The sequence below is a fragment of the Pontibacillus yanchengensis genome (assembly GCF_009856295.1).
GTDB classification, from domain to species: Bacteria; Bacillota; Bacilli; order Bacillales; family BH030062; genus Pontibacillus; species Pontibacillus yanchengensis_A.
Genome location: NZ_WMEU01000001.1, coordinates 287,958 through 305,758 on the forward strand (window position 1 = coordinate 287,958; position 17,801 = coordinate 305,758).

Below are 17,801 nucleotides of genomic sequence, written 5' to 3' on the forward strand. Positions count from 1 at the left end.
TGTTACAATCTGTTGATTAGCTGAAAGTGAAAAACCCCCTTTATTTTCAAGAGGGCTTCACTTTCATTGTACTAGTAAATCCATTAAACTTCCATGATTTCTTCTTCTTTGTTCTTTGCGATTTTATCCATTTCACCTACGTGTTTGTCCGTTTCCTTTTGAACCTGATCTTGATAGCTACGAAGATCGTCTTCAGTAAGGTCTCCGTCTTTTTCAAGCTTTTTAAGTTGATCGTTTGTTTCACGTCGGATGTTACGAACTTGTACTTTCGCTTCTTCCGTGTACTTTTTTACAATCTTAGATAAATCTTTACGACGTTGTTCATTCAGTGCAGGAATATTAATACGAATAATATTTCCATCACTTGATGGTGAAAGACCAAGATCTGCTTTTTGAATAGCTTTCTCAATATCATTAATTGAGGATTTATCAAATGGTGTAATGACAAGCATACGGGCTTCTGGAGCAGAAATTGTCGCAAGTTGATTCAAAGGAACAACTGCACCATAGTAGTCTACTTTCACACCATCTAAAATGGCTGGATTTGCACGACCAGCTCTAACAGTAGCTAGTTGACGAGTAAATGCACTTACCGCTTCATCCATTTGTTCACGAGTTTCTTTCATAAGTGATTCTGGCATTTTTATTTCCCCCTTACTATTGTACCAATACTTTCGCCTAAAACAGCGCGTTTAATATTGCCATCTTCCATAATAGAGAATACTAAAAGTGGAATGTCATTGTCCATACATAGAGAAGAAGCAGTTGAATCCATTACTCCTAATCCCTCGTTCAAGACATCTAAATAAGATAATTCTTCATATTTCCTGGCGTTTTCATCCTGCTTAGGATCTGCGTTGTATACGCCATCAACGTTATTTTTTGCCATTAGGATGACGTCAGCCTCTATTTCAGCTGCTCGAAGTGCTGCAGTTGTATCCGTTGAGAAATATGGGTTACCAGTACCTGCTGCAAAAATCACAACACGTTTCTTCTCCAAATGACGAATGGCTTTTCGACGAATATATGGTTCAGCAACTTGGCGCATCTCGATAGAAGTTTGAACTCGAGTCGGAATTCCAATATTCTCCAGACTATCCTGGAGCGCCAATGAATTCATTACTGTAGCAAGCATACCCATGTAATCAGCTGTTGCTCGATCCATGCCTACTTCACTTCCTACTTTACCTCTCCAAATGTTTCCGCCGCCAACTACAACAGCAACTTCCACTCCTAGCTCAGATATTTCTTTTACTTGTCGAGCTACTGACTGTATAATCTCGGGATCTAAACCGTATCCCTCTGGGCCACTCAAGGCTTCACCACTTAATTTCAATACCACACGACGGTAATGAGCTGTTGTCATAATTACCTCCATCACTCGTTTATGTAAGCTTTTGAAAAATAGGGAACACACCGTGTCCCCTATTCCTCACCAAGCTATCTTGTTTTACTTGTTAACCTGGTTCATTACTTCTTCAGCGAAGTTATCTTCACGTTTTTCCATACCTTCGCCAACTTCGTAACGTACGAAGCCTTTGATTGTAGCTCCCTGTTCTTGAACAAATTCTTTAACCTTTTTATCAGGATCTTTTACGAATGCTTGCTCAGTAAGAACAACACTTTCGTAGAATTTGCCAAGGCGGCCTTCTACCATTTTTTCTACAATGTGCTCAGGCTTGCCTTCGTTAAGAGCTTCTTTCTTAAGAGCTTCACGCTCTGCGTTCACTTCTTCTTCTGGAACTTCTTCACGATTGATATAACGAGGACTTACTGCAGCAACGTGCATAGAAACGTCTTTCGCTACAGATTCTTCTGTTGTGCCTTCTAGAAGGGAAAGAACGCCAATGCGGCCGCCCATGTGAAGATAAGCGCCGAATGCATCGTTATCTGTTTTTTCTACAATTTCAAAACGACGAAGAGAGATCTTCTCGCCAATTTTAGCAATCGTTTCAGTAATATAATCGTTAAGCGTATCACCTTCACCATGTAGCTTCTGCTCTAGAGCTTCTTCCACGTTTGCAGGTTGTTGTTTAACAAGGTGAGTACCTAATTCATTAAGTAGGTGCTTGAACTGTTCGTTCTTTGCAACAAAGTCTGTCTCAGCGTTCACTTCAAAGATAACGGCAGTATTACCGTCTACCTCAATATGTGTAGAGCCTTCTGCAGCGATACGGTCTTGTTTCTTTTGAGCCTTAGAAATACCTTTTTCACGAAGGTATGCTACTGCTTTTTCCATGTCACCTTCAACTTCAGATAGGGCTTTTTTACAATCCATCATTCCTGCACCTGTTTTTTCACGCAGTTCTTTGACCATTTTAGCTGTTACTGCCATGGTAAATCCTCCTTTAAATAATTCGGTTTTTTTCTGAAAAAAAGGTGATAAAAGGTTCTTCCCTCTTATCACCTTTCAAACCTTCCTTACTCTTGTGCCGCTTCTGCTTGTTCAGCTTCTACTTCTGCCTCTTCAACTTCTTCCCCTTGTTTTGCTTCAAGGACAGCGTCAGCCATTTTAGCAGTAAGAAGTTTCACAGCGCGGATAGCATCGTCGTTCGCAGGAATCACATAATCGATCTCATCTGGATCGCAATTTGTGTCTACAATTCCGACGATTGGAATGTTTAATTTGTGCGCTTCAGCTACAGCGATGCGCTCTTTACGTGGGTCAATGATAAACATTGCATCTGGAAGACTTTCCATATTCTTGATTCCGCCCAGGAATTTAACAAGACGATCTTTTTCTTTTAGAAGATCTACCGTTTCTTTCTTAGGTAGTACTTCGAAAGTACCGTCTTCTTCCATGCGCTCAATGTCTTTTAGACGATTAATACGCTTACGAATAGTTTGGAAGTTCGTAAGGGTTCCACCTAACCAACGTTGGTTAATGTAGTACATACCTGCACGAGTTGCTTCTTCCTTAACGGATTCTTGAGCTTGTTTTTTAGTTCCAACGAAAAGGATGTTACCGCCATTTTCAGCTACTTCCTTAACGTAGTTAAATGCTTCATCTACCTTCTTAACTGTTTTCTGAAGGTCGATAATATAAATGCCGTTACGCTCTGTGAAGATATATTTCTTCATTTTCGGGTTCCAACGACGAGTTTGGTGTCCAAAATGAACACCAGCTTCTAAAAGCTGTTTCATTGAAATTACAGACATAATGTTTCCTCCTAATGGTTTTTATTTCTCCTCCGCTTGTCTCATCTTTATACAAGGACTCTAGTAGAGCACCACCCGTATAAATCGACAAACGTGTGTATTAACACCAAAAGTAACTATACCATATGACCCTTCACCGTTCAAGCGTAATTTCTATTTTTATGAATGAAATTTTAGCATTAATTCGATTTCTGTTTTTCCACAATTCAATTTCTTAGCAATATCTTCTTTCGAATATCCCTGGTCATAGAGCTGATAGATCGATGATTGCATCGATGGTTCAAAGGAATCTCCTTGATTGTCGGGCATCATAGGATTAAAAGCTCCATTATCCATTTTTTGTTCACTATAATGGATAGAAGGCTCGTGGGAATATGATGTATAATCACGCTCATACTGTTCGACTTTATCTTTTGGACGCTCACGATGAGCGCTAGCTTTATAGTTTTTGCTCTCTACGGAAGGTGCATTCGTATCAACAGTCTGACCACTTTCATCCAACATATTCATGAGGCGTTGATTTTCTTCCTTAATTTCAATTAGATAGGCTGTAAAACTTTCTTCTATCTCTTTTGCGACCTTTTCTTGCTTCATCTCCAATTCTTTATTTTTATTTACACGCAATGATAAGGTGACCAATATAAATATAGTTACACCATGAAGCAAAAAGCTAATGACTAATAAAAATAGTAACATATTGTCCCTTCTTACCCTTTAAAATCTATTCTATGTGCTAGATAAGGGTGGTTTGTGTTTTCTAAAGATGTAGACTCTTCTAATTTCTTTAGGATTCTCATTCGAATCTACATTACTCTTCTCCTGCAAATGAACTCTTTCATTTTGTTGGTTTTCGATGACTTTCTTGCGTTTTCTCTCTTCCATAATCAATTGTTGTTGAGTAATATGATTATTCATTAATTGCCCACGTTGTTGCATTTGATCTTGAATTTTTCCAGCATCTTGTATCCGTGGGAGTGCGCCTTGAAGTTCAACAGCCTTCCAACCCATCTCAACCACTTCCTCTAGACAAATGATAGCTTAATCTCTTGAAAGAATCGAAATCTCCCCATCCCTTAATTCTACCTTGACTCGTTTACTAGGGTGTATAATGTGTCTTTTATATTTGCCAAATGATAGATATGTATTTGAATGTAGTGTCCCATTAACCATTAGTTGGGCATTAGGATTTTCTTCATTGTTTACCCCGAGCGATTCCAGTTGTTCTTCCACATCATTTAACTGTTGTTCTGTAACCTCTAATGAATTACGTTGTCTTAAAAGGGTAATCCGTTCTTTAGAAGATAATCCGCTTACTTCTTTCTTTTTATTCAGCTTTTCACCTATTAGTGTTAATTTCTTAATCGAATCTTTAAGTTCCACTTGCTTTGTTTGAAGGATTTGCTCCTTCTCTACTATTTTCTTATTCACGCCAAAGAAAAGTTCTGTTGTCGTACTCATTCTATTCCCAATATCTTTACCTTGAATAAGTGTACCAGCAGATAAAGAGCCTCCTATAATACTACCTTTTTCACAATATATATGTTCTCTGGCAATACAGTGACTATGCAGAATTGAGTTTTCAACAATGATATCTCTTCCAGCCTCGATATTTCCTTGGTTAACATAGCCTACCTGCACATCTAGAGAAGCTTTGACTTCTCCTCTAGATGAAGCTGCTATCCCCTCTGAAACATAGATAGAGCCACCAGCAAGTAATACTGCACTTTCTACTAAACCATATACTTTTATATCTCCATCTGCTTTGAGTTTATAACCATTAGGTACATTCCCTCTAATAACAATGGTCCCTACAAAATCCAAATTCCCCGTTCTCATATCGATATCCCCTGATACCTCGTAATATGGATATACATGAATGACTTTTTCCCCAACACTGACTTGTCCATCAATGGTAGAATACATAGCTTGTTCTTGTTGGTTCCATTCAACATTCTTACCAGCTTTGATTTTTACAGGCTTCCCCTTTTTAGGATAGACAGTACTATTTATAACATTTTTGCCTGGTTTTCCAACGGTAGGATCGATAACGGTTAGCAATTTATCTCCCTTATGTACAGATGGGATCTCCATTACTTCCCTGAAGTTTACAGGACCAGCAGTTTGTACCTGTTTTTGAACATTTACGTTTATTTCATAGTTGATGGTTCCATCCTGTCCATGTTGAGGAGAAGTTCCTTCGGCAATCACGACAGGGAACCCTTCCGACTTCATCCCTGTTGAAACCAACTTAACCCTGTCTTGTTGAATACCATATGTAACAGACCGTTCTACCAATTCCTCTATTAAATCATCTTCAGTAAATGAAATATCCAAATGGTATTCTTTATTCAAGTATAGCATTGCCTTCATTTTGTCTGAACTGATCTTCACTGAAAAGAACTCTTCAAATTGTTCAATCCCCAAAGAAACTCCTCCCGCCTACACCTAATTGACTAATTCAATTTGAGTTAAAATTTTACGTAGTTTAAATAAGGCTCTTGCATGAATTTGAGAAATTCTTGATGTTGTTAAACCTAATACATTTCCTATTTCAGTTAACGTTAATTCTTCATTGTAAAATAAACTAATTACAAGTTGTTCTTTTTCATTTAACTGTTTGATTCCATCTGCTAGTTCATCATAATTTTCTTCTTTTACGAGATTTGTCTCAGGTGGACTTGTACTTGGATCAGGTATTGAATATCCAATACCTTCTTTATGATCATTTTTAGAGTCCTTAGGCTTTTCTTCCATCGACAATACATTGGCAAATAGAGTGTCTTTTACGACTTCTTCTACTTCCTCTACTGGAATTCCTACCTGATTTGCTACTTCCTCAGCAGTAGGAGGTCGTTGAAGTGATTGCTCAAGTTTTTCAGATGCGTTCTCTATTTTCTTTGATTTGTCTCGAACAGAACGCGGCAACCAATCTTCTTTACGTAAACCGTCAATAATCGCACCCCTAATACGAAAAGAAGCATACGTATCAAATTTCAAATCTCGGGTTAAATCAAACTTTTCAATAGCATCGTAAAGCCCCACCAACCCTAAGCTTTTAATATCTTCTTTGCTTACATTTTGTGGGAGGTGCGCCCCTATTCTATGTACGTGATAATTAACTAGATGCATATAAGCCTGTACTAAATCATTAGCAGCATCCATATCTCTTTCTTTCTCCCACTTTTCCCATAGCTGTTGTTCCTGAGGAGCTGAATAATTTGTCATAATGACCCTCCTCGACGATGTAAGATTACATAATTACCTGTCATCATTATTCAAAAGCTCACGTATCATTTCAGATGTTTTTTTTGCTTCTTCATCTGATAAATCTTCTCTTTCGCTTTTTTCCCTTTCTTCATGATGCGATAACTCATCTTCTACATTTTGGTTCTTTTGGTTTGCATTTCCACTACCTTTATCTAGTACTAACGATTCTTTTTCATTATATGGTGTCTTTTGGATGAAGTAGATAATCCATCGTATAACAAACATGATTAGAAAAAATAATACGAATATGATTACGCTACGTATCATTGTAGTGGATATTGTATTGGTTGAGTAAGATAGAAAAAATGCTAATAATCCACCAACAAATGCAAATATTAAATTCCATAAAGCCGATCCTACCATTATATATGTGACACACCTTTATTGACTGTTCGAATTTCCAGAACCCCTGTTCTTGGATGAAACTCTATCGTTCTCCCACTATTTCCTCCGCAATCCTCACTGATAAGAGGAATACGAACTTTTTTCAATTGCTCTTTTACTGCTTCTACATTTCGGGGACCAATTCTCATCATGTCAGAAGACGAAGAGAACTGAAACATTTGTGCGCCTCCGGCAATTTTAGCTTTCATCGCATACTTCTTTACACCCTTATCCAAAAGTACTTGTATTAAAGCAGGTATTGCAGTGTCAGCGTATTTTGCTATATTTGTTTTTGTTTCTTTCGCCATAGTAGATGTAGGGAGCATAACATGAGCCATTCCTGCAAATTTCGAGTTGGAATCAAAAAGAACAACTCCTACACACGAACCTAATCCAGAGGTGCGAATCGTGTTAGGGGCTTGAACTATATTAAAGTCAGCGATGCCAACCTTTACAATCGAGATGGTTTCATTCATATGCAGTAACTCCCAACGCGTTAAAAATCGTTTCAAAAGAGTCGGGATCAGGTAAAAGGAAGAAATGTCCATTCACTTCTTCACCAGTTGATTCACCTTCATTTAACGACGTATCTACAACAATGGCATGGTCACTTTGTTGAGAAAGCTCTAGTAATCCGAAGCTCAGAACAGCACCTACCATATCAACGGAAACAGAAGGTACTGAGGGTTGAATCGATAATTGAGTGAAGTCAGATAAGGAGCTCAAATAAGAACCTGATAAAATGTTCCCTAATTCAAGAATTGCTGAGAATGCCATTTCATTTACAGCAGAAGTTGTAAAAGTAAACGATGTATCTCCTGTGAGATCTCGTACTAAACGATCAGCTTGTTCAGGAGGCACGATAAAAAACATACTTCCTGGTGCATCCCCTTCAATTCTAAGAAATACAGAAACAATAACCCGATCTGGCCCCCCAGCAATATCCATCATTTCATCAAAAGAAACTAAACGTACAGCTGGGACTGTCATATCAATTTTTTGATTTAATAATTTTGATAATGATGTTGCTGCATGACCAGCACCTATATTTCCGATTTCACGTAAAATATCTAAGTGATAGGTAGAGAAACGATCAATAAACGACATAGGCTTTAACCTTCAACAGTCATTAATTCATTTATTTCTTCAAAAGACAATACTTTCGGTAAGTCTAGAAGTATGAGTAAACGTTTTTCTAACTTGGCTACACCTCTTATGTACTCTACCTCAACAGTACCCACTACTTCCGGAGCAGGCTCAATGGCTTCTGAAGGAATATCGATCACATCGTTTGCTTCATCAACGATTAAGCCTACTTCCATGTCTACGATATAAACAATAATAATGCGAGTGCTTTCATTATATTCTACTTGTTCTAAATTGAAGCGAGTTCTAAGATCAATAATAGGCGTTACAACCCCCCGTAGATTGATAACCCCTTTCACAAATTCTGAGGTTCGAGGAACTCTGGTAATATGTTGCATTCTTTCAATTGATCCAACTTGTTGGACAGGCACCCCATATTCTTCTTTATTCAGTTGAAACACGATTACTTTTTCGTCTTGCAAACTATTTTCAGACATGGTATCTCCCCCGTTTGTTATTTAATTAATGCATTACTATCCAGGATCAATGCTACTTGTCCATCACCAAGTATAGTGGCTCCAGAAATCGCAAATACGTTTGTTAGGTAATTCCCTAAAGATTTCAATACTACTTCTTGTTGCCCGATAAATGAATCTACTACTAAACCAGCTGTCTTATCACCTTTTCTTACTAAGACTACAGAATAGTAGTCTTCCTCTTCTTCAACAGGGACATCAAGCACATCTTTCAAGAAAACTAAAGGAACGACTCTACCTCTAAAATCAATCACTTTTTTATTATGAGCATGCATAATGTCATCTTTTTTCACTATTGCTGTTTCAATGATAGAGGAGAGTGGAATAGCATATTTCTCTTGTTGAACCTCTACCAGCATAACCGAAATAATAGATAATGTTAGTGGAAGTTGAATAGAAAATACAGACCCTTCACCAAGTTTCGAATCTATTGTAATGGTTCCCCCTAATGATTCGATTGTGTTCTTAACCACATCTAATCCAACACCACGACCAGAAACATCTGAAACCTTATCAGCAGTCGAGAATCCACTTTCCATTATTAAATCAAAAACCTGTTGATTAGAAAGACCCTTGGCTTGTTCTTGTGTAATAACTCCATTTGAAATGGCTTTATCTAATACCTTGTCACGGTTAATACCACCACCATCATCTGATACTTCGATGAATACATGGTTGCCGCTATGGTAAGCTTCTAAGGAAAGGGTCCCTTCATCTGTTTTACCTTGTTGTACTCGATGATCTGGACTTTCGATACCATGATCCAGAGAATTTCGAATTAAGTGCACAAGTGGATCCCCTATTTCGTCGATTACGGTACGATCTAATTCTGTTTCTGCACCTGATATATCAAGGTTAACCTTCTTATTCAGATCGCGAGCTAGTTGTCTAACCATCCTCGGAAAGCGGTTGAATACTTGCTCTACAGGTACCATTCTCATATTCAATATAATGTTTTGTAAATCACCTGATATACGAGACATTCGTTCTACAGTTTCCTCGAGCTCGGTATGATCTAAATCATTAGATATTTGTTCTAGTCGTCCCCTATCAATGACTAATTCCTCAAATAAGTTCATTAGCACATCTAGACGCTCAATGTTTACTCTTATTGTTTTGTTTTGTGAGGTTTGTTGCTTTGTTGTTGATGGTTCTTCTGTTTTTTCTTGAGGTGGTGTCATCGTAGCTACAGAAGAAGTCGTTGTTTCAAGTTCTTTTTCAGAATCTGATGGAACAACTTCCTGCTCAGATTTGAAATCTTGTCCATTACTTTGTGAATTGTTTTGGTATTGGTTAATAGAAAACTCTTTCACATCAACACTTTCAATCTCTGAGACTTTCTCAATTCTGTTTTTAATTTCTTCATTTGATTCTTCTGAAACGATTAAAATGGAAAATGTATGATCAAAGTTTTCCTCTTCAAGTTGGTCCACGGCAGGATTAGATTTAATGACTTCCCCGATTTGCTCTAATACCTCAAATACCATATACACTCGAGCTGCTTTTAAAAGGCAGTCTTCTCTCAATTCCACAAGTATTTGAAAGTTGGTAAATCCACGTTCATCTGACTCTTGCAATACGGTTAGTTCAAATTCATCTAAATCGGAAATCGTGTCAGGTAAAGAAGCATTTTCTTCATCTACACTAATGTTGTGTTGACTAGTTACATCTACATTTGAGTGTTGAACATCTGCAGGTTTTTCTCCTTGTTCTATACGCTTAAGTTTTTCAACTACAACTTCTACGTTACGCTCACCACTACCACCAGCTGATATATCAGTAACCATCGCTTCTAAATCATCAACGGCATCAAACACGATATCGAGTATATTTGAGTCAACTTCTATTTGATGATTTCGAACAGCATCTAAAACATTTTCCATTATATGCGTTAGATTCGCTAAATCTTGATATCCCATCGTAGCTGACATCCCTTTAAGGGTATGGGCAGCTCTGAAAATCTCATTAACGATTGATAAATCTTGAGGGTTTTTTTCTAAAGCTAACAGTGAGTCATTGACTGTTTGTAAATGTTCTTTACTTTCTTCAATAAATACTTCTAAGTACTGGCTCATTTCCATATTTTTCACCCCTTATTTTTCCCCATTACACTAACGAGGGTATAGCTTATATCTTTCAAGTGTACGATGTGTTCTACTTTATTCGTTAAGACAGCTGCTTTAGGCATACCGTAAACAATAGCTGATTCACTAGATTCGGTAATAGCAATGGTTTGTTGTGCTCTAGACTTTAAATAACGTAATCCCTCTGATCCATCTGATCCCATACCAGTCATAATAACTGCGTAAGCTTGGTAGTTTATTAATACTGCCAGGGACTCTAGCATTGTATCCACGGAAGGTCGATGCCCATTTCTAGTGTCACTTTGATCTAGCTTGATTGCTAGAGATAAGCCGACTCTTTGAACTTTCAGATGATAATTACCAGGAGCGATGTAGGCTACACCTTTTCGAAGAATTTCTCCATTTTCTGCTTCTTTAACCTCTATTTCTGATAAAACGTTTAATCGCTTCGCTAATGATTTGGTAAAACCAGATGGCATATGTTGCACAATTAGAATGGGTGCGGGTATATCCGCAGGAAGTTTTGTGATAACTTGTTGTAAGGCTCTTGGACCACCAGTGGAAGTACCAATGGCAACGATTTTCTTAAGGTTTTTCTCCATTAATAATCTCGATGGTGGTTCGTATGGAATCGTTGGAATATCTTCATATTCTAAAGCATCCGTTTGAACCTCTTGTAAATTAGCTTTAAATGATTCATAAACTTTCTGAATAATTTCATCTTTCTTTACTTCAATATCAAGAGATATTGATCCGGATGGCTTTTCTATAAAGTCAACAGCGCCGTATTCCATTGCTTTTATTGTGCTCTCTGCACCATCGTGAGTAAGACTGGATAGCATAACAACTGGCAATGGGTTTTCTTTCATTATGTGTTGTAGGCAAGTCAGACCATCCATTTTAGGCATTTCTATGTCTAGAGTGACGACATCTGGTTGTAGTTGTTTTATTTTTTGTAAGCCATCTTCTCCATTTCTTGCTGTTCCAACAACCGTAAAACGAGTATCATGCTCTAGTATGTCTTTTATCATTTTCCTCATAAATGCGGAATCATCTATGATTAATACTCTGATATTGATCATGGCTATCTACCTTTCTAGCATGAAGCGTTTTAATTTAGAAACAAATGGTCGCTTACCTTGTTCCTGAATGGTTGTTATATCTTGAAGGTATTGCTTAACTATGTTACGAATCGTACGGCTTACTTTTGAATGTTCATCATATGTAACAAATGGTAATTGCCTTGATACAGCCTTCGTTACACATCTATCATCAGGCAGAATCCCTAAAGGGTTAATCGACTTGTTTAGAAATTTTTCCACCACTTCTTGAAGTCTTGTCATCGTTTGCTCTCCTGCTTTTCGAGAATGAGCGCGATTAACTAATAAATAAATGGGCAATTTTGATTGTTTATTATATATATGCTTAATCATGGCATAGGCATCTGTAAGAGAGGTTGGTTCTGGAGTAGTTACAACAATACATTCGTTTGCTGCTAAAATGAAATTCAAACTCTCATCTGTTACTCCTGCTCCCATGTCAAAAAAGATGTAATCATACCATTCAATGATTTCTTGGAGTTGGTTGAAAAAATATTCTGATTTCGAATCATTTAAGTGGAACAGCTTAGAAAGACCTGACCCTGCTGCAATATAAGACAAGGAGTTAGGTCCTGTTTCAATCACATCGTGAATAGATAAGTGTTCCTCAAACATATCTACAATAGAATACTGAGGAGACAAACCTAACAAAATATCAATGTTGCCCATGCCAATATCTAAATCAAATATCAAAACTTTTTTATTTTGTTTTGTAAGGGACAAGGCAAAATTCAGAGCAAAATTTGACTTACCCACACCACCTTTTCCGCTAGCAATAGCGATGGTTTTAGCTTCCGAATCATGCTTTATTCGGTTAAGCTTCTGCCTAAGATTATGTGCTTGATCATTCATATGAGCCTTCACCAACTATCCTGTTTAAAATCTGATCAATTGATGCTTCTTTTATATCATCTGGTACATTTTGCCCATTAGTCAAGTAGGCAACACCTACTTTATGCTTAAGTACAAGCTCTAACATCCCTCCATATTGAGAGGTTTCATCAACTTTAGTAAATATTAATTTTTTTAATGGAACAGTTGAAAATTGTGAAAAAATTTCATCTAGGTCTTTAACCTTTGAAGTAATAGATAGCACAAGATAAGTTTCGAGGTCTTCAGTGAAGTCTACCACCTTCTGCAACTCCTTGACATATTTAGGATCTCTAAAGTTACGGCCCGCTGTATCTACAAGAACAAGATCATAATTCTGAAACGTTTCTCTAGCTTTCTTATAATCATCTAAGTTATAAGCTACTTCAATAGGAACATCTAGAATTTTTGCATATGTTTTCAATTGGTCGATGGCCGCAATTCGAAATGTGTCGGTTGTTATAAAAGCGACTTTCTTCTTATGCTTCAATACAGCTTCGGCTGCTATTTTAGCTATTGTGGTCGTTTTCCCTACTCCTGTAGGACCAACAATATGAACAAATTGCTTTGAAAAATCAATCCCTCCAAGCGGAATCGTTTGAAGATGTTGGTGCAATTCTTCACGAAGCATTTCCTCGGCCATTTGATTCGTCATCTGTTTTTGGGTTAAATAATATTTTTCAACTAATGGATCAATGAGCTCTTTCGATTTAGTTTTTGATAACTCCTGATTTAGTAATGATTCATATAATTTTTGAAGAGGCGCTGGATATAGTGTGAACTGATTTGACTGTTGCTCCATCATCGTCCTAAGTTCTTGAATCTCTTTTTTGATGTCATCATTCTCTTTCGTGTTCATGGATGACATATTAAAGCCCTGCTCTGTCTTTTTGGAGAAGTTATCATACATCTGTTTTGGTTTTGACTCATGCTCTTCCATTTTCGGTTGAGGATCGATGGCTGCAATAACTTGGATGTTGGTTTTTCGGAATAAACCAAGGAAGCCTCCCTTTTGAATTTCCTTGGAATTTAAAATGACCGCTTCATTTCCTAATTCTTTCCGAACTTGACTCATCGCTTCAGGCATTGTTGGTGCTTCGAATTTTTTTACCTTCATGCTACATTCACCACCCCTACACTTTGGACTTCAACAGTTGGTTCTAATTCGTTATAAGACAAGACAACAACTTGAGGTAAAAATCGATCCAGTAATTGTTTCAGGTACATTCTAACAGCAGGAGAACATAATACGATTGGCGTTTCTTCTTGTAAGGAAAGCTGTTCAACTTGCTGAGCTACAGACTGCACTATGGACTGCTGAGACTCTGGGTCTAAAGCTAAGTAGCTGCCATGTTCCGTTTGTTGAACATGCTCCGCGATGGTTTTTTCAACCTTTCCTGAAACGGTGATGACTTTAATAGAATCATTCTCTTGTAAGAACTGATATGTGATTTGTGCTGATAATGATTGGCGTGCGTATTCAGCAAGTAATTCTGTGTCATTTGTCATCTTTCCAAAGTCGGCTAAGGTCTCAAATATAATAGGTAGATTTTTGATTGATATATTTTCTCTTAAAAGCTTGGATAAAACTTTTTGAATTTCACCTACAGATAAAGGCTCTGGTGTAACTTCCTCAACTAAAATTGGATAAGATTCTTTAAGATGATCGATAAGTTGTTTCGTTTCTTGTCTTCCTAATAGCATATGTGCATGTTGTTTTATGATCTCGGTTATATGTGTTGATACGACAGATGGAGGATCTACTACTGTATAACCAAACATTTCAGCATCTTCTTTCGTTTCCTCCGTAATCCATTTTGCTGGAAGACCAAACGCAGGTTCTTGTGTATCAATTCCTTCTACTGCATCATCTTCAACTCCTGGACTCATAGCTAAATAATGATCTAAAAGTAGTTCACCTTTCGCTACTTCATTTCCTTTTACTTTTAACCGGTATTCATTCGGGTTGAGTTGTATATTATCACGTATTCTTACTGTTGGAATTACGAGCCCCAATTCGATGGCTAATTGCCTCCTTATCATGACAATTCGGTCAAGTAGGTCTCCTCCCTGACTAGCGTCAGCAATAGGAATGAGGGCATATCCAAATTCAAATTCTATAGGATCAGTGCTTATTAAATTAACAACATTTTCAGGAGATTGCATTTCAGAACTTTCTTGTTCCTCACCCTCATCTTCTTGAGGCATTTCTTGTTGTTCAGCAGCTCTTGTAAGATACCATCCTCCAAAGATCATAACTCCCGCTATAACTGTCGTAATAAGTATCGGTACAGGAGTTAGGCCGAGCATAAAGATGGTTGCCCCAGCTATATATAGGAGTTTAGGATAGCGTAACATCTGACCTGTTACATCTGTTCCAAGATTCCCCTCTGAAGCTACACGGGTAACGGTAATACCAGTAGCCGTTGATATAAGAAGGGCTGGTATTTGGCTGACTAGGCCATCCCCTACAGTTAAACGCATATATGTATCAATCGCTTCACTAAAGCCCATTCCTTTTTGTGTCATACCAATTATAAGTCCAAATAATATATTTATAAGTACAATAATGATTCCTGCGATAGCGTCACCTTTAACAAATTTACTGGCACCATCCATAGCCCCATAAAAATCTGCTTCATTTTCAATTTTTTCTCTTCGTTGCTTAGCCTGCTGCTCAGAAATTAATCCAGCATTCAAATCTGCATCAATACTCATCTGCTTTCCTGGCATAGCATCTAACGTAAAACGTGCCGCTACTTCGGATACACGTTCCGCACCTTTGGTGATAACCAAAAACTGAATAATAACCAAGATGGAGAAGATTACAAAACCAACCAAAGCACTATTCCCCGTAACGAATGTTCCGAATGTTGATACAACTCCACCAGCCTCTGCATTAGCAAGTATGGAACGAGTGGTAGACACATTTAACCCTAATCGGAATAAGGTTAGTAGTAACAGTAATGAAGGGAAAATGGAAAACTCTAATGCTTCTGTTGTATTCATGGCTACCAATATTACCATAAGTGCGAGTGATATATTTATAAGTATAAAGACACTTAACAGTACAGGTGGCAGGGGAATAACTAGCATGACAATAATTAATATTACTCCCACAAGTACCGATAAATCTCTAGCTGACATAGAATTCTCTCCCTATTACCTTAAGCTTTTTTTTGGATACGATATACATAAGCTAATATTTCCGCTACCGCTTGATAGTACTCTTCTCCAATGGCGTTATCAATTTCTACAGAGTCGTACATGGCTCTTGCTAAAGATCGATTTTCAACAGTTACGACATCATGTTGTTTAGCAATCTCACGAATTTTCAAGGCTACATAATCGACTCCTTTAGCAACAACGTACGGTGCCTGAGCTTTTGATTCATCATATTTGATAGCTACCGCATAGTGAGTAGGGTTTGTGATAACAACATCCGCCTCTGGTACTTCACTCATCATGCGTTGTTGGGACATTTGTCGTTGACGTTCTTTAATTTTTGATTTTATCTGCGGGTCACCTTCTATGTTCTTATGCTCATCCTTTACATCCTGTTTTGACATTCGGATGTTTTTCTCATGATCATAACGCTGATATGTATAATCAATAACAGAGAGTACGAGTAATAATAATGAAGCTGCTAGTCCCATGATGACAGTGGTTTGACCAAAAAATGCCACTGCTGCTTCTAATCCTTTTTGGGACATCTCCATCATATCTTCACGACGAAACCATAGGATTGAGAAGGTTACAGAACCCACAAAACCAATCTTCAACAACGATTTCACTAACTCAACTAATGCTCTAGCAGCAAATATTTTTTTAGCACCCTGAATAGGATTTAGTTTTTTTAAATCAATTTTCAATGGCTCACCAGTAAACAACACGCCAATTTGCAAAAAGTTTGAGGCTAGTCCTGCTAATATAGCCATTCCCATTATTGGTGCCAACGTGGATGCCATTTCCATCGTTGATTCAAACATAATTTCATGAACAGTGTTTTGTGTTACTTCCCAAGTAATGTATTCGCTAAAACTTTGTTCAAATAAGGTGGTGAAACGTGTTCTTAGAAACCCGCCAACCACAAAAAGAATCAAAAATACAGCAAATAATAAAAGTGCTGTATTTACATCCTGACTCTTAGCTACTTGACCTTTTTTTCTACTGTCTTCCCGTTTTTTGGGAGTAGCTTCTTCCGTTTTTTCTTGTGAAAAGAATTGTAAATCTAAGCGAAGATGGTTCATTAGGCACCTCCCATTATCCTCATTAATCCCCTCATGGACATAAGCATCATTTCAAATATGTCTCTAATTAAAATGGTAAACATACCAAAAGATATTAAAATCACTACAAAGCTGACGAAGATCTTTAATGGAAGACCAACTACAAACACGTTTAATTGCGGAACGGTTCTAGCCACTATACCTAACGCCACATCAACTAAAAACAAACATCCCACAATTGGAACCGCCATTTGAAAAGCAATAACAAACATCTGATTAAACGTTTCAATTACAAAAGAAACCATAGATTGGTTTGAAAAGCCTACGTCTAGACTCTCTATGGGTATCAGTTCGTAACTGTAAAATACTCCATCAATTAACATGTGGTGCGCATTAACAGCTAGCAAGAATAACAACGTCACCGTATATAAATATTGACCAATCAATGGACTCTGAACACCAGTTCTGGGGTCAATTACGTTTGCGATAGCGAAACCCATTTGGAAATCAATAAACCCCCCAGCAATCTGGATGGCTGCTAATACGAGGTACGCAATAAAACCAATAGCTAATCCAACCAGCGTTTCTTTGAGCAATAAGATGTAAAAGGTTCCATCAATCGTTATCTCTGGAATATCAATTGTGTAATACATAATCCAAGCTAAGAAGAAACTAAAACCTACTTTATGCTGTGTTGGGACGTTTTTGTAAGAGAAAATAGGTATTGTAACAAAAAAAGCAGTAACCCTTACAAAGATTAATAGAAAGGCTGGTAGTTTATTTAAATCGATAAACTCAAGCATCGGTTACCCTACAAATTGATTAAGATTATTAAAAATACTTGCAGCAAACTCCACCATTTTTGATAGCATCCATGGCCCAAAGAATACTAGCCCACCCATAACAGCTACAATTTTAGGGATAAAGGCAAGCGTCTGTTCTTGAATTTGTGTTGTTGCTTGAAAAATAGAAACAAGCAATCCAACTGATAAAGCCAAAATGAGTAATGGACCAGTGACGATAAGTACTGTATAAATGCCACGCTCTGCTAATGAAATTACAAACTGACTATTCATATCAGGGGCC

At 37.5% G+C, this 17,801-nt stretch carries 20 protein-coding genes; all 20 read right to left on the bottom strand.

Annotation, left to right across the window (positions count from 1 at the left end; translation table 11 throughout):
* Positions 1-83: 83 nt before the first annotated feature.
* On the bottom strand, positions 84-641 hold the full coding sequence (gene frr / locus GLW08_RS01350; protein WP_160846795.1) for a ribosome recycling factor: 558 nt from the start codon (positions 639-641) through the stop codon (positions 84-86).
* Between the two features lie 2 nt (positions 642-643).
* Positions 644-1,366, bottom strand: a complete 723-nt coding sequence (gene pyrH, locus GLW08_RS01355; protein ID WP_160846796.1) for a UMP kinase — start codon at positions 1,364-1,366, stop codon at positions 644-646.
* Positions 1,367-1,450: 84 nt separating this feature from the next.
* On the bottom strand, positions 1,451-2,335 hold the full coding sequence (gene tsf, locus GLW08_RS01360; RefSeq protein WP_160846797.1) for a translation elongation factor Ts: 885 nt from the start codon (positions 2,333-2,335) through the stop codon (positions 1,451-1,453).
* An 86-nt stretch (positions 2,336-2,421) separates the two neighbouring features.
* A complete protein-coding gene (gene rpsB / locus GLW08_RS01365) occupies positions 2,422-3,159 on the bottom strand; it encodes a 30S ribosomal protein S2 (RefSeq protein ID WP_036816419.1) in 738 nt (245 codons plus the stop codon).
* Between the two features lie 159 nt (positions 3,160-3,318).
* On the bottom strand, positions 3,319-3,855 hold the full coding sequence (locus tag GLW08_RS01370) for a DUF6115 domain-containing protein (RefSeq protein ID WP_160846798.1): 537 nt from the start codon (positions 3,853-3,855) through the stop codon (positions 3,319-3,321).
* A gap of 30 nt (positions 3,856-3,885) precedes the next feature.
* The gene (locus GLW08_RS01375; RefSeq protein ID WP_160846799.1) at positions 3,886-4,167 is read right to left on the bottom strand and encodes a hypothetical protein; all 282 of its coding nucleotides are present in this window, start codon (positions 4,165-4,167) and stop codon (positions 3,886-3,888) included.
* Positions 4,168-4,197: 30 nt separating this feature from the next.
* Positions 4,198-5,583, bottom strand: coding sequence for a DUF342 domain-containing protein (locus GLW08_RS01380; protein ID WP_160846800.1), 1,386 nt, complete (start codon positions 5,581-5,583; stop codon positions 4,198-4,200).
* Between the two features lie 21 nt (positions 5,584-5,604).
* Positions 5,605-6,384, bottom strand: a complete 780-nt coding sequence (locus GLW08_RS01385) for a FliA/WhiG family RNA polymerase sigma factor (RefSeq protein ID WP_160846801.1) — start codon at positions 6,382-6,384, stop codon at positions 5,605-5,607.
* 33 nt (positions 6,385-6,417) lie between these two features.
* Positions 6,418-6,789, bottom strand: coding sequence for a heme biosynthesis protein HemY (locus GLW08_RS01390; RefSeq protein WP_160846802.1), 372 nt, complete (start codon positions 6,787-6,789; stop codon positions 6,418-6,420).
* Positions 6,789-7,286, bottom strand: coding sequence for a chemotaxis protein CheD (locus tag GLW08_RS01395; RefSeq protein WP_160846803.1), 498 nt, complete (start codon positions 7,284-7,286; stop codon positions 6,789-6,791). Before GLW08_RS01395 ends, GLW08_RS01390 begins: the two co-directional genes overlap by 1 nt.
* On the bottom strand, positions 7,279-7,917 hold the full coding sequence (locus GLW08_RS01400; protein ID WP_160846804.1) for a chemotaxis protein CheC: 639 nt from the start codon (positions 7,915-7,917) through the stop codon (positions 7,279-7,281). Before GLW08_RS01400 ends, GLW08_RS01395 begins: the two co-directional genes overlap by 8 nt.
* Positions 7,918-7,922: 5 nt before the next feature.
* Entirely contained in the window at positions 7,923-8,393 is a 471-nt protein-coding gene (locus GLW08_RS01405; protein ID WP_160846805.1) for a chemotaxis protein CheW, read from the bottom strand.
* A 17-nt stretch (positions 8,394-8,410) separates the two neighbouring features.
* Complete coding sequence (locus GLW08_RS01410) at positions 8,411-10,513, bottom strand: chemotaxis protein CheA (RefSeq protein ID WP_160846806.1); 2,103 nt, start codon at positions 10,511-10,513, stop codon at positions 8,411-8,413.
* Between the two features lie 5 nt (positions 10,514-10,518).
* Positions 10,519-11,598, bottom strand: coding sequence for a protein-glutamate methylesterase/protein-glutamine glutaminase (locus GLW08_RS01415; protein ID WP_160846807.1), 1,080 nt, complete (start codon positions 11,596-11,598; stop codon positions 10,519-10,521).
* 6 nt (positions 11,599-11,604) lie between these two features.
* Positions 11,605-12,468, bottom strand: coding sequence for a MinD/ParA family protein (locus GLW08_RS01420; protein ID WP_160846808.1), 864 nt, complete (start codon positions 12,466-12,468; stop codon positions 11,605-11,607).
* On the bottom strand, positions 12,461-13,603 hold the full coding sequence (gene flhF / locus GLW08_RS01425; RefSeq protein ID WP_160846809.1) for a flagellar biosynthesis protein FlhF: 1,143 nt from the start codon (positions 13,601-13,603) through the stop codon (positions 12,461-12,463). The genes GLW08_RS01420 and flhF overlap by 8 nt, the downstream gene beginning before the upstream one ends.
* The gene (gene flhA / locus GLW08_RS01430; protein WP_160846810.1) at positions 13,600-15,633 is read right to left on the bottom strand and encodes a flagellar biosynthesis protein FlhA; all 2,034 of its coding nucleotides are present in this window, start codon (positions 15,631-15,633) and stop codon (positions 13,600-13,602) included. The genes flhF and flhA overlap by 4 nt, the downstream gene beginning before the upstream one ends.
* A gap of 20 nt (positions 15,634-15,653) precedes the next feature.
* Positions 15,654-16,736 carry a flagellar biosynthesis protein FlhB gene (gene flhB / locus GLW08_RS01435; RefSeq protein ID WP_160846811.1) on the bottom strand — a complete coding sequence of 361 codons (1,083 nt, stop codon included), beginning with the start codon at positions 16,734-16,736 and terminating at the stop codon, positions 15,654-15,656.
* A complete protein-coding gene (gene fliR / locus GLW08_RS01440) occupies positions 16,736-17,518 on the bottom strand; it encodes a flagellar biosynthetic protein FliR (protein WP_160846812.1) in 783 nt (260 codons plus the stop codon). Before fliR ends, flhB begins: the two co-directional genes overlap by 1 nt.
* A 3-nt stretch (positions 17,519-17,521) precedes the next feature.
* The gene (fliQ, locus tag GLW08_RS01445; protein WP_160846813.1) at positions 17,522-17,791 is read right to left on the bottom strand and encodes a flagellar biosynthesis protein FliQ; all 270 of its coding nucleotides are present in this window, start codon (positions 17,789-17,791) and stop codon (positions 17,522-17,524) included.
* Positions 17,792-17,801 lie beyond the last annotated feature (10 nt).